19 protein-coding genes and 1 pseudogene are annotated in these 22,959 nt (G+C 33.2%); 3 read left to right on the plus strand and 17 right to left on the minus strand.

Annotated features, from left to right (window positions below; translation table 11 throughout):
* The 5 genes from rlmN to C7J89_RS09770 form a co-directional block, all read right to left on the minus strand.
* A complete protein-coding gene (gene rlmN, locus C7J89_RS09750; protein ID WP_061854875.1) occupies positions 1 to 1,095 on the minus strand; it encodes a dual-specificity RNA methyltransferase RlmN in 1,095 nt (364 codons plus the stop codon).
* A 3-nt stretch (positions 1,096 to 1,098) separates the two neighbouring features.
* Positions 1,099 to 2,409, minus strand: a complete 1,311-nt coding sequence (gene rsmB / locus C7J89_RS09755; RefSeq protein WP_103294968.1) for a 16S rRNA (cytosine(967)-C(5))-methyltransferase RsmB — start codon at positions 2,407 to 2,409, stop codon at positions 1,099 to 1,101.
* Entirely contained in the window at positions 2,406 to 3,338 is a 933-nt protein-coding gene (fmt, locus tag C7J89_RS09760; RefSeq protein WP_103294969.1) for a methionyl-tRNA formyltransferase, read from the minus strand. Before fmt ends, rsmB begins: the two co-directional genes overlap by 4 nt.
* The gene (locus C7J89_RS09765; RefSeq protein WP_103294970.1) at positions 3,331 to 3,819 is read right to left on the minus strand and encodes a peptide deformylase; all 489 of its coding nucleotides are present in this window, start codon (positions 3,817 to 3,819) and stop codon (positions 3,331 to 3,333) included. Before C7J89_RS09765 ends, fmt begins: the two co-directional genes overlap by 8 nt.
* Positions 3,820 to 4,008: 189 nt before the next feature.
* A complete protein-coding gene (locus tag C7J89_RS09770; RefSeq protein WP_103294971.1) occupies positions 4,009 to 4,701 on the minus strand; it encodes a GNAT family N-acetyltransferase in 693 nt (230 codons plus the stop codon).
* A 738-nt stretch (positions 4,702 to 5,439) separates the two neighbouring features.
* Here C7J89_RS09770 and C7J89_RS13425 point away from each other — a divergent pair.
* Entirely contained in the window at positions 5,440 to 6,054 is a 615-nt protein-coding gene (locus tag C7J89_RS13425; protein ID WP_233432431.1) for a glycosyltransferase family 2 protein, read from the plus strand.
* Positions 6,055 to 6,126: 72 nt separating this feature from the next.
* Positions 6,127 to 6,429: pseudogene (locus C7J89_RS13430) on the plus strand (glycosyltransferase family 2 protein); the annotation flags it as partial.
* A 1,093-nt stretch (positions 6,430 to 7,522) separates the two neighbouring features.
* Here C7J89_RS13430 and priA read toward each other — a convergent pair.
* The 4 genes from priA to gmk form a co-directional block, all read right to left on the minus strand.
* The gene (gene priA, locus C7J89_RS09785; RefSeq protein WP_103294972.1) at positions 7,523 to 9,931 is read right to left on the minus strand and encodes a primosomal protein N'; all 2,409 of its coding nucleotides are present in this window, start codon (positions 9,929 to 9,931) and stop codon (positions 7,523 to 7,525) included.
* Between the two features lies 1 nt (position 9,932).
* Complete coding sequence (coaBC, locus tag C7J89_RS09790; protein WP_061854882.1) at positions 9,933 to 11,147, minus strand: bifunctional phosphopantothenoylcysteine decarboxylase/phosphopantothenate--cysteine ligase CoaBC; 1,215 nt, start codon at positions 11,145 to 11,147, stop codon at positions 9,933 to 9,935.
* A gap of 189 nt (positions 11,148 to 11,336) precedes the next feature.
* Entirely contained in the window at positions 11,337 to 11,540 is a 204-nt protein-coding gene (gene rpoZ / locus C7J89_RS09795; protein ID WP_061854883.1) for a DNA-directed RNA polymerase subunit omega, read from the minus strand.
* The gene (gene gmk / locus C7J89_RS09800) at positions 11,540 to 12,163 is read right to left on the minus strand and encodes a guanylate kinase (RefSeq protein ID WP_061854884.1); all 624 of its coding nucleotides are present in this window, start codon (positions 12,161 to 12,163) and stop codon (positions 11,540 to 11,542) included. Before gmk ends, rpoZ begins: the two co-directional genes overlap by 1 nt.
* A gap of 157 nt (positions 12,164 to 12,320) precedes the next feature.
* Between gmk and C7J89_RS09805 the strand changes: the two genes are divergently transcribed.
* Positions 12,321 to 14,021 carry an Rqc2 family fibronectin-binding protein gene (locus C7J89_RS09805; protein ID WP_103294973.1) on the plus strand — a complete coding sequence of 567 codons (1,701 nt, stop codon included), beginning with the start codon at positions 12,321 to 12,323 and terminating at the stop codon, positions 14,019 to 14,021.
* 69 nt (positions 14,022 to 14,090) lie between these two features.
* Here C7J89_RS09805 and C7J89_RS09810 read toward each other — a convergent pair whose 3' ends face one another.
* From C7J89_RS09810 to C7J89_RS09845, 8 genes are all read right to left on the minus strand, one after another.
* On the minus strand, positions 14,091 to 14,501 hold the full coding sequence (locus tag C7J89_RS09810) for a VOC family protein (protein WP_103294974.1): 411 nt from the start codon (positions 14,499 to 14,501) through the stop codon (positions 14,091 to 14,093).
* Between the two features lie 79 nt (positions 14,502 to 14,580).
* Entirely contained in the window at positions 14,581 to 15,426 is an 846-nt protein-coding gene (locus C7J89_RS09815; RefSeq protein ID WP_061854887.1) for a YitT family protein, read from the minus strand.
* A 411-nt stretch (positions 15,427 to 15,837) separates the two neighbouring features.
* The gene (locus tag C7J89_RS09820; RefSeq protein ID WP_061854888.1) at positions 15,838 to 16,020 is read right to left on the minus strand and encodes a hypothetical protein; all 183 of its coding nucleotides are present in this window, start codon (positions 16,018 to 16,020) and stop codon (positions 15,838 to 15,840) included.
* Between the two features lie 25 nt (positions 16,021 to 16,045).
* On the minus strand, positions 16,046 to 16,657 hold the full coding sequence (gene pyrE / locus C7J89_RS09825) for an orotate phosphoribosyltransferase (RefSeq protein WP_103294975.1): 612 nt from the start codon (positions 16,655 to 16,657) through the stop codon (positions 16,046 to 16,048).
* A 1-nt stretch (position 16,658) separates the two neighbouring features.
* A complete protein-coding gene (pyrF, locus tag C7J89_RS09830; RefSeq protein ID WP_103294976.1) occupies positions 16,659 to 17,351 on the minus strand; it encodes an orotidine-5'-phosphate decarboxylase in 693 nt (230 codons plus the stop codon).
* Between the two features lie 66 nt (positions 17,352 to 17,417).
* Positions 17,418 to 20,591, minus strand: a complete 3,174-nt coding sequence (carB, locus tag C7J89_RS09835; protein WP_061854891.1) for a carbamoyl-phosphate synthase large subunit — start codon at positions 20,589 to 20,591, stop codon at positions 17,418 to 17,420.
* Positions 20,584 to 21,684: a carbamoyl phosphate synthase small subunit gene (locus C7J89_RS09840; RefSeq protein WP_061854892.1), complete on the minus strand. Its 1,101-nt coding sequence runs from the start codon at positions 21,682 to 21,684 to the stop codon at positions 20,584 to 20,586. The genes carB and C7J89_RS09840 overlap by 8 nt, the downstream gene beginning before the upstream one ends.
* A complete protein-coding gene (locus C7J89_RS09845) occupies positions 21,684 to 22,958 on the minus strand; it encodes a dihydroorotase (protein WP_103295528.1) in 1,275 nt (424 codons plus the stop codon). Before C7J89_RS09845 ends, C7J89_RS09840 begins: the two co-directional genes overlap by 1 nt.
* Between the last annotated feature and the right edge of the window lies 1 nt (position 22,959).

A 22,959-nucleotide genomic window follows, 5' to 3' on the forward strand; every position in this document is an offset into this window, starting at 1 on the left:
CTACCTCGTTTCTACTTGTCGTTCCTTAGCTCTTAATTGACCACATGCAGCGTCAATGTCAGATCCTTGTTCTCTTCTAATAGTTGCATTAATACCTAAACGCTTAAGCTCTTTTTCAAATTTGAAAATATCTTCTTTCGGTGTCTTTACATAGTTACGCTCAGGAACGTGATTGACAGGTATTAAGTTAACATGACAATTTAAATCTTGAATTAAATGTGCTAATTCTCTTGCATGTTCAAGCTGATCATTCACTCCACCAAATAGACCGTACTCAAATGTAATACGACGATTTGTTTTTTCTTGATAATATTCTATTGCTTCCATTAATTTCTCAACATTATATGCTCTATTAATAGGCATAAGTCGTGAACGAATTTCATCTTTCGCACCGTGTAAGCTTACGGCAAAATTAATTTGAATATCTTCTTCTGCAAAATCATAAATTCTAGGAATAATACCTGAAGTTGATACAGTTATATGACGTGCACCAATGTTTAAACCATTATCATCGTTAACGATTCTTAAGAAATCCATCATTTCATCATAGTTTTCAAAAGGTTCACCGATACCCATAATAACGATTTGAGAAACACGTTCTTCTGTTTCATCTAATGCTTTTTGTACTGTTAAAACCTGTGAAACGATTTCTCCAGCTTCAAGATTTCGTTTTAATCCACCTAAAGTAGAAGCACAGAATGTACAACCAATACGACAACCCACTTGTGTTGTTACACAAACTGAATTTCCGTACTCATGTCTCATTAATACTGTCTCAATTGTATATCCATCTTGTAGTTCAAATAAAAACTTAATCGTACCATCTTTACTTTCTTGTTTTACTACTGTAGAAAGTGTTGTCATAACGAAATTTTCTTCTAATAATTCTCTTAAATCTTTAGATAAGTTTGTCATTTCGTCGAAACTATTGATACGCTTTTCGTATAACCATTCGAATATTTGTTTTGCTCTAAACTTTTGTTGCTTATGTTCTACCAACCAATCTTGCATCTCGTCATATCTTAAAGAGTAAATAGATTGTTTCTCAAAATCCGGTAAAAATTTATTTTTTTTCTTTTTTTCGGCTGTAATCATAAATTAGCTTTCCTTCCGTCTTATTTTAGTTATAAAGAAACCATCGGAGTTGAAATCTTGGGGTAGTATTTGCATTGTTTTAACTTGCTCGCCTGTTCTCGGGTCTACAAATAGCTCAAATTCAAAGTCCTTATTATTTTTTAAAAATGTATAAATTACATTTTCATTTTCTAGCTGTTCTATTGTACATGTAGAATAAATCAATGTACCGCCAGGTTTAACGTTTGCTTTAACATTATCTAAAATAGCTAATTGTGTTTCGACAAGGCTATTTATTGTTGCTTTATTTTGTTCGTATTTAATTTCTGGCTTATGGCGTAACACACCCAAACCACTACATGGCGCATCAACTAAAATCTTATCATACACTTTATCATATTTTTCTGTGGCGTCGTGTGTATAGCTTAAAATGTTAGATAATCGTAATTTTTTGATATTAAAGTTAATCAAATCAATCTTATGTTCATGAATATCAGTAGCTTCTATTTGCCCTTGATTATCCATTAATTCTGCAAGATGACATGCTTTGCCACCTGGCGCACTACACGCATCTAAAATTACATCTTTTTTTTCAGGTGCTACAATGCCACCTACTAACATTGAACTTTTATCTTGAATTGATACTAAGCCATCTTTAAACATACGCGACTCAATAATTGGTTGACCACTGATATGCAAACAAATAGCAATATGTTGATCTTGTACTACTTCAAAACCATCTTTTTCTAGCCTTGAAATTGCATCGTCGACGCTGATTCTTGTTGTATTGACTCTTACGGTTTGTTTAACTTTCTCTAGTTGAGACTGTGCAATCTCTTCAGTTTTTTCTATACCAAAATGCGTCGCCCAATGATCGACTAACCATTTAGGTAAACTATATTGAATTGCAATGCGTTTTTTAGCATCTGTGATTTCTTCAAATTTAGGTAGCTCACTGCGCATAATATTACGTAAAATCCCATTTACTACATTACCGTTATGTGGGCCACCTTTATATTTAGCAATCTCTACCGCTTCATTAATGATGGCGTGCTCTGGAATTTTATTTAAATAAACATATTGATAAATGCTCATCCATAATAATTGGCGCACCCACCCTTTAATTTTGGTTTGAACAAATGGCTTTAAAAAATAATCTAACGTATATTTTCTCGCTAAAGTACCGTAAACTATCTCAGTATATAAATTTTTGTCAGCCCTATTCATTTCACTATTAGATAGCGTTTCGTTAATAATGATATTGCTGTACGCTTTATCATTTATAATTGCTTGTAACGTGTCAAATGCATGTCGTCTTACAGATACTTCCGTCATGTTAATTCCTTCCCAACTAATGATGTTTGAACACCACTTAAATAATTTGCGGCAAGCATACGTTTTTTACCCGCAACTTGAATATCCGTTAAAGCAATCGCATCTTGTGATCCTGTTCCAACAATAATTGCTTTTTTAGTAGTTTCTATAATTTCACCTGGTTTGCCCTTTTTATTAGTAACAATATGTGCTGCGTATAATTTCATGTTAGCATCGTCCATAATCGTATAAGCTACTGGCCATGGCGATAATCCTCTAATATGGTTATAAATTGCTTCTGCTGGTTGTTGCCAATCAATCTTTTCATCGTCTCGACTAATATTTGAAGCAAAAGTAGCTTCACTATCATCTTGTGGTTGTCTATTATTCGTACCATTAATAATAGCTGGCAATGTTTCTTTTAATAAATCAGCGCCTAAGAAACTTAATTTATCATGCATTGTACCTACATCGTCTTGTTGTTCAATATCAATTGCACGTTGAGCAATAATATCACCTGCATCGAGCTTTTTCGCCATATACATAATTGTTATGCCTGTTTTTGTTTCGCCATCGATAATAGCTTGATGTATCGGAGCACCACCTCTATATTTTGGTAATAAAGATGCGTGTACGTTTATCGCGCCTAATTTAGGTGCTTCTAGTAACTTTTCTGGTAACAATTGACCAAAAGCAGCCGTCACTATTAAATCTGACTCTAATGCTATAAGTTGCTCTAATTCTTCAGATTGCGTTAATTTTTCAGGTTGGTAAACTGGTAGTCCATGTTTCACTGCAATCTCTTTAACTGGCGGTGGCGTCATTTTTTTCTTTCTACCAACTGGTCTATCTGGTTGTGTTACAACAGCTATAACATTATGTTCTGCTATAAGCATTTCTAAAACTGTCGTTGAAAAATCTGGTGTTCCCATAAAAATTATATTACTCATGATTAAAATATGCCTCCATCTCAGATTCAGTCATTAATCGGTCAACACGTTCAGTGAATAACATGCCATTAAAATGATCTACCATATGTAATATCATTCTAGCCACATCATCATAAGCCGTTAATTCAACTTCATTGCCTTCTTTATCATTACTTTTCACGACTATCATCTTACTTCTTGTTACTTCACCATATACATCTGGTATGCTAATCGAACCTTCAAGTTCCGTTACTTTTTCATCTGATTGGCTTACTATTTCTGGATTAATTAACTGTAAAAGTCCGTCTATCTCCATATCAATGATTGCTACTTGTCTATCAATACCAATTTGTGGTGCACATAATGCTGATGCTTCTTGTTCATACATAGTATCTTCTATGTCTAATAATAACTGTTCAAGATCTTTATTATAATCTTCAACAGGACTAATCTTTTTAGACAAAAATGGATGTTGTTTAGCAACCAAACGTTTAATTGTCATTAGTAAGCCACCTCTCAAAATTCATCATATAATTATAACTTATCTTACATAAAATTGCGACCGTTACTAAATTTAACTTTCGTGCAAATTATATTGTCGTCTTTTAATTAATAATATTATGTTTTAGCAATTAAAAACAAGCATCTTCATAAAAGTTATACTTTTACTTAACAATGCTTGTTGTCATAGTTATTGAATATTCAATCTTTCGTATTGTTGCCCATTATTATCAAAATTACTTGGTGTTAACCATTGTTCATATTGTTGTTTAATACTAGGCCACTCACTATCCAACATAGAAAACCATGCCGTGTTTCTATTACGTTCTTTATAAATTTTATGTTGTCTAAATGTCCCCTCATAAGTAAATCCTAATCTTTTCGCACTATTCATAGACGCTTGATTAAAGTCATCACATTTCCATTCGTATCTACGATAGCCCAACTCTTCAAAAACATAGCTTGCTAATAAAAAATGAGCTTCAGTCGCAATACGTGTTTGCTTTAGTGCGTTTGAAAAATGAATATGCCCAACTTCAATCGAGGCATCGTTAGGATTTATTCGCAGTAACGAAAGTTCTCCAAGCGCTACATTTGTATTTTGATCAATTATGGCCATAAAGTATGGATCTTGTGAATTAATTTGATTATTTATATACTGCTTAAATTCGCTTTTGTCCTTAATCGGCTCTTCAGATAGATACGTCCAATTTGGCGCATCATCATCTAAACTAAAATGATTATACAAGTCATCAATATGCTGTTCGGACAACTTTTCTAAACGACAGTATTGGCCTTTTAAAATACTTACTTTAGGATTTGATGGTAAATTAAAAGTGTTTAAACTTTCACCAATAGGTTGATTGAATTGATTATATCTCACTTAGTACACCCTCTTTGTTTGATTAATATTAGTATTTGCTAAATAATTAAACGCTTGGTAATTAAGTTTATTGAAGCGAAAAAAGTCATGTATTGTTAAAGTTTATCATACCTTTTTTACTCATCATAAACTATATTTGACATACTTCTTAACGTAAAGCTAAATTCCAATGAATTATATTGCCAAGCTCATCACTTTTTCTTATTATAAAAGTATCGTGAAGTGTGCAGACAGGAGCTATTGAATAATGATACATATTAAGTCTGTATACAGCATGATAAGTTTCCAAAGGAATTAAAATATATTAGTATATACAAAATTTGTTAAACATAAATTTTAAATTAATTGAATTTTTTACTTAATATAGTAGATAAAGATAAATTTTAAGTATACTACCTTAATTCATCTAAGTTTTTATTGAGTTTATACATACCAAATACAACATTATGAAAATTTTTAAATTAAGATAAATTCATATGCCGTTTTTTATACGTAAACATCTAATGACCAATCATAATATAACCATCTTTATATATAGAGGCCTAGCTTAAGAGTTACGCTAACAAATCTATAACTTAACAAGCTTTTTCAAGAGTCGTAGTATGTTTGATTAATCAACTTACTATGACTCTTTTTATGTGTTGGCCATTGCAGTTTAACAAGTTTCAATAACTAAAAATTTTAATTTACTTTATCCATTTTGTAGGTAATTAAAATAGAGTTAAGGGTGAGTTATATATGAAAAAAGTCAGTGTTATTATGCCAACTTACAATAACGAAGCATGTATTAGACGCTCGATTGAATCTGTTATTAATCAAACAATGAATAAGCAAGATTACGAGTTAATTATCGTAGACGATTGTTCTACTGACAATACGCTAAATATTGCGCAAGAATACGCGCTTCAGCACAATGAATTAATTCGTGTAAAACAATTAAATGTTAATAGTGGAAGTGCTAGTATACCAAGAAATACTGGACTTGAATTAAGTGAAGGAGAATATGTTTTCTTTTTAGATTCAGATGATTATTTACATAAGAAAACACTGAAGGATTTATATAATTATGGTACTAAACATAATAGTGATTTAATAATAGGAAAGTATGGTGTAGAGGGTAAGGGCCGCAGTGTTCCAAAAGCAATTTTTGAAAATGGCAACGTCCCGCAAGCTAATATTATTAAAAATAGCATGTTTTATGCATTATCCGTATTAAAAATGTTTAGAAAAAAAGTCATAACAGACCATAATATTAAGTTTAGAGTAGATGCTAAAACAGCAGAAGATCAATTATTTACGGTCAAATTTTTAATGAATTCAAGCAACTACGCGATAAAAACAGATGTTGATTAATATGTAGTCGTTAATGATTTTGAAAATAGAACACATTTAACATCTAGTCACAGTACCGGTCGTGAATATTTTGCCACAATAAGAGAAATATATAAGGCAATATATAATAGTACAGTTTATACAGACATGGCTACAAGAGATGAATTTGCAGGAAAATACACAACTCGACTATTCAGACACGGTCGCAATAAAAATTTTGCGCTAAGCAAAATGGAATACAATGATAAGCTCGAATGGTTAGAGCATTATTCTGCAATGTTATCTGAACTACCTAGATCTATGGATAACTACGTTACTCAAAGTTTTAATATTAAATTAGAAGCTATTAGACAAAATGATTTACTAGCTGTAATGCTTGCTGATAAATTACTTTAATTCATAGAGAATTTTTAAACATTTTAACACTTTTAATTTATATTGGAACCACGTCATAAATATCATTTAAATATAAGAGTTTTGTAGGTCGTCCTCGTATAGTTGACTAGAGATGAAAAAGCTTAATACAAGCACATTTTCAATATAGTCACTCATTGCTAATGACAAAGAGTCTGGGGATAATATTATATGATGACATTATTATATAAAAATAAAATAAAAGCACTTTCAGTGAATTCACAATATAAAATGAATTTATACTGAAGTGTTTTTTTTTACCAGTCTCACTCCATAAAATCAAAACATTTTAATTTCTTATATAAAATATCTTCATTAGATAACAATGAACAATTATTTTCATGCTTAAATTCTTACTATAAATCTAAAAACATATTACATTATGTATTAATTAAACAATTATCCTATTTTAGAACATTTCTTTATAAATTAAAAAAAGCCACCCGATTAAGGATGGCTGTCTGAGTGTTTGCCTGGAGATACACCCTAGGGCGTATAGTAGACAAACCTTCATAAAATACGCCCTAAGACGTATTAATGTATCATACAATACTTTAATAATTAAAGCTAGCTTTATTTAATTAAATTTCATTAATGAAAAAGCATTATCACTATAAAGATAATTTTTATTGATTTTGTGATATCTTCTAGAAACTCTTTTTAGTTTTGTTGACTAAAAATAAACATTAATAAGCAATACTTTTGAACCCCTCTCTAAAATATTGATGTCTCATTAATTAAACCTAACGAAAATGAAATATATCATTTAAACCAAATTATCAGTGATGAACTTATCAAAAATATAATTTCTAATGATTCAAAGTTTTTTTGTGTAACAAATAAAAAAATAAAAAGTAATAATATAGATAGTGTTATTCTAGGTTGTACAAAATTACCTAATATTATCGCCGAAAATATAACAGATTTAAATTTAGTCGATACTACTCAAACTTTGGCGTATTAAACTTTAGAACATGTTATTAAGCAATAGTTGTACACATAATTATATACAAGTACTATGTCTTAAGAAAATTAATTAAAAACGCTTTGTAACTAGCTGTTACAAAGCGTTTTGTTACATCATCATATGCGGGTTGATATCAATCTTCAATGACAATTTATGTTTTAAATATTCATCATGATAATAATCATCTAAATATTGTAATGCTTCATGTAATGCCGGTTCATTTTTGTATTTCACAAGAATTTGAAAGCGGTACTCGTTATTTATTCTAGATAATGCCGCCGGTGACGGCCCTAAAACAAATGCTTTATCTGATATGTGTTGCACTAAAATTTGATGGATATGCTTAGAAGCTTCCATCACTTTTTTCATATCTTGATGTGCAATTGTAAAATTAATTAAAAAGAAATAAGGCGGGTATTTACCTAACTTTCTATAGTTCATTTCTTTATCATAAAATGCCAAATAGTCATTTAATTGCACGTCTTTAATTGCATAGTGATCAGGGTTATAGGTTTGAATTAAAACTTCGCCTTCTTTATCATGTCTGCCTGCTCTACCAGCAACTTGAGTTAATAACTGAAAAGTACGTTCACTCGAACGAAAATCAGGTAAGTTTAGCATCGTATCAGCATTTAACACGCCAACGAGTGTTATATTTGGAAAGTCTAAACCTTTAGCGATCATTTGTGTACCTAATAATATATCGCCTTTACCGGCACCAAAATCATTTAACAATTTTTCATGTGCACCTTTTCTAGAAGTCGTATCCACATCCATGCGAATGATATTAGCTTCAGGAAATTCTCGCTGTAACAATTCTTCCACACGCTGTGTGCCTGTTCCAACTTGACGAATATGTTCACTTTCACAATTCGCACATAAGTTTGGTGGCGTTTCTTGATAGCCACAATAATGACATTTTAACTGGTCTGCCGACTTATGATATGTTAACGAAATATCACAGTTTGGACATTGTGGCACATGCCCACAGTCTCTACACAACATAAAAGAAGCATAACCTCGCCTATTTAAAAATAGGACGATTTGTTCTTTCTTTTCTAAACGGGTTTGAATTGCGTCTCGTAACTTATTAGAGAACATTGAACGATTGCCTTCGCTTAATTCCGCTCGCATATCTACAATGTCGATTTCTGGCATAGCTTGATTATTAACCCTTGTCGGTAACGGTAATAAATCATATACCTTTTTATCTGCACGTGCATAAGTTTCTAGACTAGGTGTTGCGCTCCCTAAAATCAAAGGGCAATCATGGTACTGGCTTCTCCACTGTGCAATATCTCTAGCATGATAACGCGGATAATCTTCCTGTTTATAAGATGATTCATGTTCTTCATCTATAATAATCATCCCTAGATTTTTAAATGGCGCAAATACGCTTGATCTAGCGCCAACACTCACTCGAGCACGTCCGTCACGGATTTTTTGCCACTCATCATAACGTTCACCTTTTGATAAACCAGAGTGTAGTACTGCAACATCATCACCAAAACGGCGTTTAAAGCGTAATACCATTTGAGGTGTTAAGGCAATTTCTGGCACTAACATCATAGCTTCTCTACCAAGTTCTAACACTTCTTCAATAGTATGCAAATAAACTTCTGTCTTACCCGAACCAGTGACGCCGTGAAGTAAAAACGTTTGTTGTTCATGGGCATTTACTTTTGCTGAGATTGCGTCGAAGGCCTCTTGTTGTGACTCCGTCAAAGCTTGTTTTGCTTCTTGTTCAAAAACGCGCGTTTCAAATGGATCACGTTCTACCACAGTGTCGTATTTTTCAACGTAGCCTTTTTTAGCTAGTGTATCTATGCTTGATTTAGATAGACCCATCTCTTCTATATCTCTTAATAAAACCGTATGATGTCTTTCATCTAGCAAATATGCATATAAATCGTATTGTTTGGCCGATTTTTCAAGCGTTTGTAAAACTTCATCATAGTTATAATCTTCGGTAACTTTAACGGCACGTTGTTTTTTCTTTGTTGTATTTTGCGACAAAATCGTTTCTTCTGTAATGGCACCGCTATTAAGATATTGCACGAGTTCTGTAATATCGTCATTACGTTGCGCTTCTTTATAAAGATATTGACCGTCTTTATTAAATTTACTTAATAACAAAGATGGCATCATTTGCTCATCATTGAGTTTAAAAACTTTAGTATATTTCGCTTTAATTGCGCTAGGTAACATGACTTCTAACATAGAAATACGTTTCGTTACGAAATATTGACTATACCATTCACTTAATTCAATTAATTCAGGCGTCAATTCTGGTTTAATATCTTGTACTTCTTTAATTTCTTTTAATTTTGAAGTATCAAGTTGTTCGTCAGGTGTTTCAGTAATTGACATTACATAGCCTTGAATTGTTCTTGGACCAAATGGCACAATAACTCTCATACCAATTTGAAGAATAGATTGTAATCGTGTTGGGATAATATAATCAAATGTGAAATCAACACTTTTAGACGGTATATCAACGATTACTTTCGCTATCATATTATTGCCACCTTGCTTCAAGTTCATTTAATATTTTATCAGCGAGCGCTTTTTTAGTATCTTTACCAAGTTGAACAGAATCTTTAGTTGCAAAATGCATCGTATAATCATTATTGTCTGAGCTAAAACCAATAGACTTATCGCCTACATTATTAGCTATAATTACGTCGGCATTTTTTTTGACTAACTTTTGTTGCGCATAGTCATCAATATTTTGTGTTTCTGCTGCAAACCCAACTAAATATTGATGTGTTTTGTGTTCACCTAGATATTTTAAAATATCGGGTGTGCGTTTAAACGTTACCGACAATTCTCCATCTTGCTTTTTCAATTTATGATTAAGTGTTTCACTCGGTGCATAATCTGATACTGCAGCTGCCTTAAATACAATATCTAACTGTTCATATCTTGATGCAACAGCTTCAAACATTTCATCTGCACTTTGCACTTTTACTAATTTTATATTTTTAGATTGAGGTTGTGGCAAATGTGTAGGTCCACTGACGAGTGTTACGTTTGCGCCTCTTTTCGCTAATGCTTCTGCTAAGGCATAGCCCATTTTTCCTGATGAACGATTAGATAAGTAGCGTACCGGATCTAGCACTTCAATTGTTGGTCCTGCAGTAACTAATGCATTTTTGCCATTAAATGTACTATAGTCAAGTTCCTCGTCTAGTTGATTATTGTTTATAAATTGTTCTACTTTAGCTAAAATTTGTAACGGTTCTTCCATACGTCCTTTAGCAACATAGCCACATGCTAAATAACCTTCGCCCGGTTCGATAAAGTGGTAACCATCCTCACTTAATGTAGCCATATTTTGTTGCGTTCTTTTATTTTCGTACATATGCACGTTCATCGCAGGTGCGATAAATTTAGGCGTTTCCGTCGCTAATAAAGTTGAAGTCACCATATCATCAGCGATACCATGACTTAACTTAGCAATAGTGTTTGCAGTAGCTGGCGCTACGATAATAACATCTGCCCAATCTCCAAGCGCAACGTGTTGTATTTCTTGAGGATTTTGTTCAAGAAAAGTGTTTGTATAGACGGGATTTCTACTAATAGCTTGGAATGATAACGGAGTAACAAATTCTTGTGCATTATCTGTTAGCATGACGCGCACATCATAACCCGCTTGTGACAATTTACTAGTTAAATCTATAGCTTTATAAGCTGCAATTCCACCAGTAACTGCTAATAATATATTTTTCATTATAAAAGTTACCTCCATATAACTCAATTCGACTAACACCAACACGTTAATTTGATGTTGCAAGTGTTTGATTTTAACGTTCTCTTTTTACTTTCATCGCTAATTATACACAAAAAATTAAGATTATAAAAAAGACACACCTCGAAGTTAAAGGTATGTCTCACAATGCTTTTCGTATTAGCTTAAAATTTAGTTTTGTACGCCATCTGGGTAAACTTTACCTTCAGCTATTTCTTCTAAAGCTCTACCAACAGCTTTTTTTGAGCTATAACGTTCAAGTAATTCTGTATCTTCTACGTCTTCTAATTCACGCGCACGCTTTGCAGCAGTAGTGGCGATTAAATATTTAGAGTTTATTTTAGCAGTTAATTGGTTTAATGGTGGGTATAACATTATTTTTTGGCCTCCAATATCATTTTTCTATATCTTGCTTCTATACGTTCTCTTTTTAAATGTTCTGCTTCTACGATTGATTGAATGCGCTGTTTAGCTAGTTCAACCTCGTCATTAACAACAACATAATCGTATAAGTTCATCATTTCTACTTCATTTCTAGCTTCTTTAACACGACTTTGAATTTTCTCATCCGATTCGGTGCCTCGACCAACTAAACGTTCACGTAAATGGTCTAAACTTGGTGGAGCGAGAAATATAAATAAAGCGTCAGGAAATTTTTTACGTACTTGCTTGGCTCCTTCAACCTCAATTTCTAAAAATACATCATAACCTTCGTCCATTGTATCTTTAACATATTGAACAGGAGTTCCATAATAATTCCCTACATACTCAGCATATTCTATAAATTGGTCTTGTTTAATTAATTCTTCAAATTCAGCCTTTGATTTGAAAAAGTAATCAACACCATCGACTTCTCCAACGCGCATTTCACGTGTCGTCATAGAAATAGAATATTTGTAAGATGTAGATGGATCATCGAATATTTTCTTTCTAACTGTACCTTTACCAACACCAGATGGCCCAGATAGTACTATCAACAAACCTTTCTCATTATCCATTCCTTATAACCTCTCTAAGCTATACTATATTATTTACATATGATACCATAACAAAGCTTTAATTGTATAGCATACTTAATACAATCTTTGCCTGTGACCAAATGATTGCTACATGTTACAATTAAATGAATGACTTAAAATAAGGTGGCTGACTTAAATGGCATATGATGGCTTATTCACGAAAAAAATGGTTGAATCTTTACAATTTTTAACTAGTGGAAGAATCCACAAAATAAATCAACCTGAAAACGATACAATAATTATGGTGGTCCGCCAAAACCGTAAAAACCATCAACTATTATTATCCATACACCCTAGTTTTTCTAGGTTACAACTAACTAATAAAAAATATGACAACCCTTTTGACCCACCTATGTTTGCACGTGTGTTCCGTAAACATTTAGAGGGTGGCTTTATTAAAGAGATTAAACAAATCGGCAATGACCGTAGAATTGAAATAGACGTAGAAAGTAAAGATGAAATTGGCGATACGATTTATCGTACTGTTATATTGGAAATTATGGGTAAACACAGTAACTTAATTCTCGTCGACGACAAACGTAAAATTATCGAAGGTTTTAAACATTTAACACCTAATACTAATCAATATCGAACTGTTATGCCCGGCTTCCAATACGAAACGCCGCCAACTCAAAATAAAATGAATCCATTTGAAGTTACTGGTGCTGAAGTGACTCAGTATATTGACTTTAATAGTGGCAAAATCGCCAAACAATTACTCAATCATTTTGAAGGTTTTAGCCCTTTAATAACTAATGAAATTGTGAGTCGCAGAAAATTTATGACAAGTGAAACATTGCCGGAAGCATTTGACGAAGTGTTATCAGAAGTAAAATCTGAACCTACCCCCGTCTTTCATAAAAATCATGAAACGGGAAAAGAAGATTTTTACTTTATGAAATTACAACAATTTCATGATGACATGACGGTTTACGATTCATTAAACGAATTGCTCGACCGTTATTATGAAGCTCGTGGCGAAAGAGAACGTGTTAAACAACGTGCAAATGATTTAGTGAAATTTGTGCAACAGCAATTGCATAAATATCAAAATAAATTAAGTAAACTTGTAGATGAGCAAGAAGCGACGAAAGAAAAAGATAAACAACAACTTTATGGCGAATTAATTACTGCCAATATATATCGTATTAAACAAGGCGATGAAAATGTAACTGCGCTGAACTATTATACGAATGAAGAAGTAAAAATTCCGCTGAACCCTACCAAATCGCCATCGGTCAATGCACAATACTATTACAAACAATATAATAGATTGAAAACGCGGGACCACGAGTTAGATAAACAAATTGCATTAACAAAAGAAAATATTAATTACTTTGAAAATATTGAACAACAACTTGCACATATTACAGTTAATGAAATCGATGATATTAGAGATGAATTAGCTGAACAAGGCTTTATGAAACAACGTAAACAAAGTAAAAAAAAGAAAAAAACAGAACTTAAATTACAAAGTTATCAAGCAACAGATGGTACACAAATCTTAGTTGGTAAAAATAATAAACAAAATGATTATTTAACGAACAAAAAAGCGAATAAAAGTCATATTTGGTTCCATACTAAAGATATTCCAGGTTCACACGTCGTCATCTTAGATGATAACCCTAGTGATGAAACGATTAAAGAAGCGGCTATGCTGTCTGGTTACTTTTCTAAAGCAGGTAATTCAAGTCAAATTCCTGTAGATTATACAGAAATCAAACATGTGCACAAACCTTCTGGCGCTAAACCAGGTTTTGTCACATATGACAATCAAAAAACATTATTCGTTACACCTGACTACGATCACATCCAAAAGATGAAAAATGATAATTAACACTAATAGAATATTATAAATAAAAAGCTGCAAGCTTGAGTAATACTTCAAGTTTGCAGCTTCTTTTTATTATTGTTTTTCTGGTAGAGCTAATTGGAAGTTAACGCCAAATTTATCGACGATCCAAGTAAATTCTCTGAATGTTGGTGGCATTTCAGTTTTTGGCATTAATATTGCACCACCGCTTTTTAATTTACTAAATAGATGTTCCATTTCCATAGTACTCTCTACTGTCACATATAATGACATAGCAGGTGTCATATCAATATCAACGCCATTTACATTATCTATAGCCATCAATACTTGATCTTTAATTCTAAATATTGCGTGTTGTACGGCACCGGCCATTTCGCCACTGTCTTCGCCATATTTAACTAAAGTTAAAATTTCAGCATCCTCAAAAGTATTAACGTATAAATTTATTGCCTCTTCAGCATTTCCATTAAACATTAAAAAAGTTGTAACTTTAGGTATAAGCATCATTTTACCCCTCTCTACTTTTCTATTTACTTATATCATAACGATATTATAATTATAAATCGAGTTATGCCATTTACAGCTAATTCATATTCATAAAGCCATTGCCTAGCACATCACGTACGTCGTGTATCACTAAGAAGGCATTTTCATCGATTTCACTAACCATTCGTTTAACACGCGTTACTTGTGATTGTGGGACGACAACATATAACATACTCGTTTCTGTTTTACCGTATCCACCTTTACCATTTAATAAGGTAGAACCTCTACCGGTAAAGGAGTTTATCGCATTACTAATATCTTCACTTTTACTAGAAATAACAGTAACAGCTTTTTTAGGATTAAACCCTTCTATAATAAATGAAGTGGCACGTTCTGTAATAAATAACATAATAATTGTGAATAATACATTTTTTAAAGGTAGCACGAGTAAAAATGATAGTACGACTAAGCCATCTAAAATAAAAATACCTTGTGAAGTTTTAACGTCAAAATATTTATTTAACATCTTAGCAATGACTGAAGTACCACCAGCAGTACTGCCCGCTGCGATAATAAACCCACAGCCAATGCCGATGAATACACCACCGAATACTGAACTTATAATAAAATCATGAATACCTAAATTAAAGTCTTCGGTAAACCTTAAAAAGACAGACAATGCAGTATTTGTAATAAATGTGTATACCGCAGTAGCCTTACTTAAAAATTTCCACCCTACTATAATAACTAAAGTGTTAATAATTAATGAGGATATAGCAGGAGAAAATCCTAACGTATATTTAAGCGCTAAAGATATTCCAATCGTACCGCCATCGCCCATATTCGCTCCTAAAATAAAAAAGCTAACGCCAAGTGCGTTAATAAATGAGCCGATTATACAAAAGAGTACATTTTTATAGTGGTCTTTGAATAGTTTTTTCATACGCAGCTCCTAACGATAATTAATTATCCGTAGTTTTTGTTTTGTCTATGTTAAAATATAGATACCGTAATGAGTTAATTATTGATAAAAAGTAGAAAACGTCATACTATAAATAGCAAATAGTTTAGCATAAATATATAAGTATTTATCTACATCTTCTTAAATCAATATTACTTATAAACATGATTTTATGGTCTTTATTTCACAAGCGTTTTACATGCGTAAATATTTTTATGAAATTTCCACTTTTTCAATTATTGGAGGTTCGATATCATGATTTATGTTATTTCATTATTAGTAGCCGCAGCTATTATATTACTAGGTTATATTCTAACGAAAATTTTTATACGTTAAATATTAAAAAGAGAGCGAGACCCAAGTGAAAACTTAGTCTCGATCTCTTTTTTACTATTAAATATGACCTTTGGCTTTAATATCAGATTTTGCTTTTTTAAAAATGTTTTTATCTGAAGCCGAGGATAACCATTCATTTTGATCATTTGTTTTATGTTCATTGCGATAATCATCAGTTTTAGATAAAAATTTGTTTACATGAGAAAACTGTCGGTAAACATCGTGTGGGTTATTTGACATGATATTACCCCCTCTACTTAACATTTTATGCTAAGTTATCTCTCCATTCAACTAATGTCTTAATATCATCTTCTGAAATATCCCCATTATCTTTAGCTACTTCTATTAATTCATTATAGTCGCTTAAAGTGTAAAATGGAACACCTGCTTCATTAAATAATTCGTCTGCTTTGTTCAAACCATAAGTAAAAATAGCAACGACACCTAATACTTCAGCACCTGCTTCTTTCAAGGCATCTACTGCAGTAATTGAAGAGCCGCCTGTTGAAATTAAATCTTCAATAACAACAACTTTTTTACCTTCACTTAATGCACCTTCAATTTGATTTTGTTTACCATGACTTTTACTTTTAGAACGCACATAGTTCATCGGTAAATCCAATACTTCAGATACATAAGCTGCATGTGGAATACCTGCCGTTGCAGTGCCAGAAACAATTTCTACAGTTGGAAATTTTTCTTTAATTAACGCACTTAAACCATCTCTAATTTCAGTTCTCACTTTTGGATAACCTAAAGTCACTCTGTTGTCGCAATAAATTGGTGATTTAATTCCTGAACTCCAAGTAAATAAATCATTGGGCGAAAGTGAAACTGCACCTATATCTAATAACGATTGCGCTATACTTTTTGTCATATTAACCTAACCAACTTTCTTTAATTTTGTGATAACTAGCGACAGGATCGTCACTTTGTGTTATCGGTCTACCTACAACGATATGTGTAGAACCTAATTTTTTAGCATCTTCAGGTGTTGTTACACGTTTTTGATCGTTTGTTTCACTGTCTGCTGGACGTATGCCTGGCGTAACTTTTAAAAATGACGCTCCTAAATGATCTTTTAGCATTGTCGTTTCAAGTGGTGAACATACTACACCATCTAAACCTGCTTTCTGAGCAAGCGTAGCATAATTTAACACCGCTTCATCCATTGACGTCTTAATATTTTGTTGTTCATTCAGCATTTCTTGGCTCGTTGAAGTTAATTGTGTTACAGCAATAATTTTAATATCAGAATTATGTTTGCGAATGCCAGCAACGGCACGTTCCATCATTGTCGTACCGCCTGCTGCATGCACATTCACTAAATCTACATCAAGTTTACTCAATCCTTCCATTGCTTTTCCAACGGTATTCGGAATATCATGCAATTTCAAATCAAGGAAGATATCATGTCCACGTTCTTTTATTGATTTAATAAGTTGTGGGCCTGTTTGATAAAATAACTCCATACCTACTTTCACAAATAATGGCTCATCAAAGTTATCTAAAAAGTTATTTACAGCATCTTCAGTATCGAAATCGAGTGCAATAATTGGTAATTGTTTCATTTAAATTGGTCTCCTTACTGAACGTGTATAAAATTCAAGCTTTATTAACAATCACTCTAAGATAAATTACATATTTGCCATGTTAAATGTCATGCTTTCGATAACATTTGTTAAAGCATTAGCAGTATCTAATGAAGTAAGACATGGAATGCCATTTTCAACTGTTGTTCTTCTAATTTGGAAGCCATCACGTTCTACTTCTTTACCTTTAGTCATTGTGTTAATAACTATTTGAACTTCGCCATTTTGAATACGAGTTAACAAGTCATCTTCGTTACCAATTTTACCTACAACTTCTGCAGGAATATCGCGTTCTGCTAATTTAGATGCAGTTCCTTGTGTAGCTAAAATTCTATAACCAACTTCATGTAATCTGTTAGCAATATCGATGATTTCATCTTTATCCTTATCACTTACCGTAATCAATACAGTGCCATGATCTTTGACTTCAACACCACTAGCTGTTAAACCTTTATACAATGCTTTTTCCATTGTTAAGTCTTTACCCATAACTTCACCCGTAGATTTCATTTCAGGTCCAAGCGTAATATCGACGTTTTTCAATTTATTAAAGCTGAAAACAGGTGCCTTAACAAATACGCCTTCTGAATATGGTTGTATGCCTTCTTTGAAACCTAAATCTTTTAATTTATCGCCGATAATCGCACGCATAGCTAATTGTGCCATTTGAATATCAGTAATTTTACTTAAGAATGGTACTGTACGGCTAGATCTTGGATTTACTTCAAGTACATAAACGCCATCATGTGCAATAACAAATTGGATATTAATTAAACCTACAATGTTTAAGCCTTTAGCTAAACGAATTGTGAAGTCTTCAAGTGTATAGATTTCATTTTGTGTCAATGTTTGAGGTGGATATACTGCGATTGAATCACCAGAGTGTACCCCAGCGCGTTCAATATGTTCCATGATCCCCGGAATAATTACAGTTTCACCATCTGAAATAGCATCTACTTCTATTTCTTTACCAGTTAAATATCTATCTACTAATACTGGGTGATCTGGACTCGCTTTAACTGCTTGATTCATATAATTTTCAAGTTCTTCATCACTATTGACGATTTCCATTGCACGTCCACCTAATACGTATGAAGGTCTAACTACTACAGGATAGCCAATCTCACGTGCATTTGTTAACGCTTCAGCAGGTGAAGTAGCGGTTTTACCTTTAGGTTGTGGCACATCAATCGTATGCAACAATGCTTCAAACTCTTTTCTATCTTCGGCACGGTTTAAGTCCTCTAATGAAGTACCTAAAATTTTAACACCTTTGTTACTTAATTTTTCAGCTAAGTTAATCGCTGTTTGTCCACCAAACTGAACGACTACGCCACTTGGCTGTTCTAAATCAATGATATTCATGACATCTTCTTCAGTTAAAGGTTCGAAATAAAGTTTATCTGAAATTGAGAAGTCTGTAGACACTGTTTCAGGGTTATTGTTAACGATAATCGCTTCATATCCTGCATCTTGTATCGCCCATACAGCGTGAACTGTTGCATAGTCAAATTCTACACCTTGACCGATACGAATTGGACCAGAACCTAATACTAAGATTTTTTCTTTATCAGTCACAATTGACTCATTTTCATGTTCGTAAGTACCGTAATAATAAGGTGTTGTCGATTCAAATTCAGCTGCACATGTATCCACCATTTTATAAACTGGTTGAATGCCATTTTCTTGTCTTAGTGCATAGACTTCTTCTTCCGTCATATCAAATCTATGAGCAATAACACGATCACTGAAACCATAATTTTTAGCAAATTTTAAATAATCAATATCGCCTTTATTAGCTTTCAAGTCATGTTCAATATCGATAATGTGTTGGAATTTATTTAAGAAGAAGTAATCTATTTTTGTTAATTCATGAATTTCTTCCAGTGTTGTTCCTCGGCGAATTGCTTCTCCAATAAAGAATAAACGTTCATCATCTTGGTCTTGTATTCTTTCTTTAATATAAGACAAATCAAATGTCTCGCCATTAGGTAATCCTAAATGGTGTACGCCATATTCTAATGAGCGAATAGCTTTTAATAGCGATTCTTCATATGTTCTACCAATAGCCATAACTTCGCCTGTAGCTTTCATTTGAGTACCTAGAACACGTTCACCTTTTTCAAATTTATCGAATGGGAAACGTGGAATTTTAGAAATTACGTAGTCTAAAGCTGGTTCAAATGCCGCGTACGAAGTACCTGTTACTGGGTTCAACATTTCATCTAATGTTAATCCTACAGCAATTTTTGCCGCTAATTTTGCGATTGGATAACCAGTAGCTTTAGAAGCTAACGCAGATGAACGAGAAACACGTGGGTTTACCTCGATAATATAATAATCCATAGAGTGAGGATCTAACGCTAACTGAACGTTACAGCCACCTTCTATACCTAACGCACGAATAACTTTTAATGACACGTCTCTTAACATTTGATATTCGATATCAGATAAAGTTTGACTTGGTGCAACTACGACAGAGTCACCTGTATGAATACCAACAGGGTCAATGTTTTCCATGTTACAAACCACAATGGCATTGTCATTTTTATCACGCATTACTTCATATTCAATCTCTTTAAATCCAGCGATTGATTTTTCAATTAAACATTGTGTAGCTGGACTATAATGTAAACCATTTGAGACGATTTCATGTAATTCTTCGTCATTATGACAGATACCGCCACCGGTACCTCCCATCGTAAATGCAGGTCTAACGATTAATGGATAGCCTACTTGCTCTTTAAAGTGGAAAGCTTGTTCTACTGTATTAACAATGTCACTTTCAGGAACTGGGACATTCAAATCATTCATTAATGTTCTAAATAATTCTCTGTCTTCAGCTTGTTGAATTGAGTTTAATTCTGTTCCTAATAATTGCACATTATTTGTTTCAAGTACGCCGCTATCGTGCAATTGAATTGCCATATTTAGACCTGTTTGACCACCTAATGTTGGCAGTAATGCATCTGGTTGTTCTTTACGAATAATACGAGCAATAAAATCATGTGTTAAAGGCTCAATATAAACTTTATCTGCTACTTCTTTATCAGTCATTATTGTCGCCGGATTTGAGTTAACGAGTATAACTTTGTAACCTTCTTCTTTTAATGCTAAACAAGCTTGAGTGCCTGCATAGTCAAATTCTGCGGCTTGTCCAATAATAATCGGACCAGAACCTATTACTAATATAGATTTAATATCATTACGTTTAGGCATTTGTCATACTCTCCTTCACTTTAAATTCATTAATCATTTCTATAAATTCATCAAATAAATAGTTTGAATCTGATGGACCTGGGCATGCTTCGGGATGATACTGTACTGAAAATGCTGGTAATTTTTTATGTTTCAATCCTTCAACTGTACCGTCGTTTATAGCAATATGTGTTATTTCTAAATCAGTTTGTGCTAATGAATCTTTGTCGATAGCATAACCATGGTTTTGACTTGTTAAGGCTACTCTACCAGTTTTTAAATCTTTAACTGGGTGGTTGGCACCGCGATGCCCAAACTTCATTTTGAAAGAAGTTGCACCTTGAGATAGCGCAAATAGTTGGTGACCAAGACAAATACCAAAGAATGGTATTTTACCTAAAATATTTTGTATCATTTCAACCGCTACTTGTACTTCTTCTGGATCACCAGGGCCGTTAGATAACATTACACCGTCCGGTGACATTCTAATGATAGCTTCAGCAGAAGTATCATATGGTACTACTGTGACATTGCAGCCACGTGCATTTAATTCTCTAACGATATTTTCTTTTTTACCAAAATCAACTAATACGACGCTGTAGTGATAACCTGTTGAAATATAAGGCGTTTTAGTAGATACAGTAGTCACTTCGTTACGTGGTAATTCTACCGTTTTTAATTGTTCAACTAAGTTTTCAATTTCATTTTTATCATCAGTGAAAGCAGCTTTTAACACACCGTGCTTTCTTATTTTACGAGTAATACTTCGTGTATCCACACCTGAAATACCAGGCACATTATATTCTACTAATACTTCATGTAATGTCTTTTGTTGTCTAAAATTGCTTGGCTTTTGGCTCGCTTCTTTTACAACTACGCCATTTAAACTTAATGCTAATGATTCAAAGTCATCACGATTAATGCCATAGTTACCGATTAATGGATAAGTAAAAGTAATAATTTGTCCTGTGTATGATGGGTCTGAGATTGTTTCTTGATAGCCTGTCATTGCAGTATTAAAAACAATTTCTCCAATTGTTAAATCATCTGAACCTAATTTAAATCCTTCATAATATGAACCGTCTTCAAGTACAAGATAGCGTTTTTGTAACATTACAGTTCCTCCTTAAATTTAACTTCACCCTCAACCATCGTTAACACTGGTGTACCATATACTTGATAACCAATAAATGGCGTATTAGAAGCTTTTGAATAAAAGTCTTCAGCCTTAATTTCTGTTTCTTTATCTAAGTTAATAATTGTTAAATCTGCTAAACTACCTTCTTCGAGCTTGCCATAAGGTAAATCAAATGTTTGTGCAGGTTTTATCGTTAAATAATCAACAAGTTGTTGTAATGACCAAGAGCCATTTTTAACAAAATGAGTATATAACAATGGAAATGCTGTTTCGCTTCCTACAATACCAAATGGTGCTTTGGTCATTGGTTGGTCTTTCTCTTCTTTCGCGTGTGGTGCGTGGTCTGTAGCAATACAATCAATAGTGCCATCTTCTAATGCGTCTAATAATGCTTGTCTGTCTTCTTTACTTCTTAATGGTGGATTCATTTTATAAATTGCATTGTCACCTGGTACATCATCTTCTGTTAATAGTAAGTGGTGTGGCGTTACTTCTGCAGTAACGTGAATGCCTGCTTTTTTAGCATCTCTAATTACACGTACACTTTCTTTCGTTGAAACGTGACATACATGATAATGTGCATTAGCTGCTTCAGCTAATAATACATCTCGTGCGATTTGTACCGCTTCACAAATATTTGGAATACCTGGAATATCTAATTCAGCACTTCTTTTCCCCTCGTGCATAGCGCCGCCATAAATTAAGCTATTGTCTTCACAATGAGCTACGATTGCTTTGTTTACTTTCGCTGCTTCTTGCATTGCTTCATACATCATGCTCGCCGTTTGTACGCCTACACCATCATCTGTAAAAGCAAATGCCCCATTTTCTGCTAAAGCCTTGAAATCTACATGTTCTTTGCCTACTTGTCTTACTGTAATTGATGCATATGGTAACACTCTAACGTTTGCATCATTGGCAATAATATTATTTAATGCGCTTAAATTTTCTACATTATCTGGCACAGGTCTTGTGTTAGGCATTGGACATACAGTTGTAAAACCACCTCTAGCTGCAGCTTTTGTACCTGTCGCGATAGTTTCTTTATGTTCTCCCCCTGGTTCTCTTAAATGAACGTGAACATCAACTAATCCTGGTGCAACGAATTGGCCTTGTGCATCAATAATTTCTACGTCTTGATCCACTTCTATATGTTGTGCGATTTGCTTAACTTGCTTACCATCAATTAAAATCGAACTTTCTTGTAATTCTCCATTATTTAAAACTTTAGCATTTGTAATTAATTTCATA

The sequence above is a fragment of the Staphylococcus kloosii genome, assembly GCF_003019255.1.
Taxonomy (GTDB): Bacteria; Bacillota; Bacilli; order Staphylococcales; family Staphylococcaceae; genus Staphylococcus; species Staphylococcus kloosii.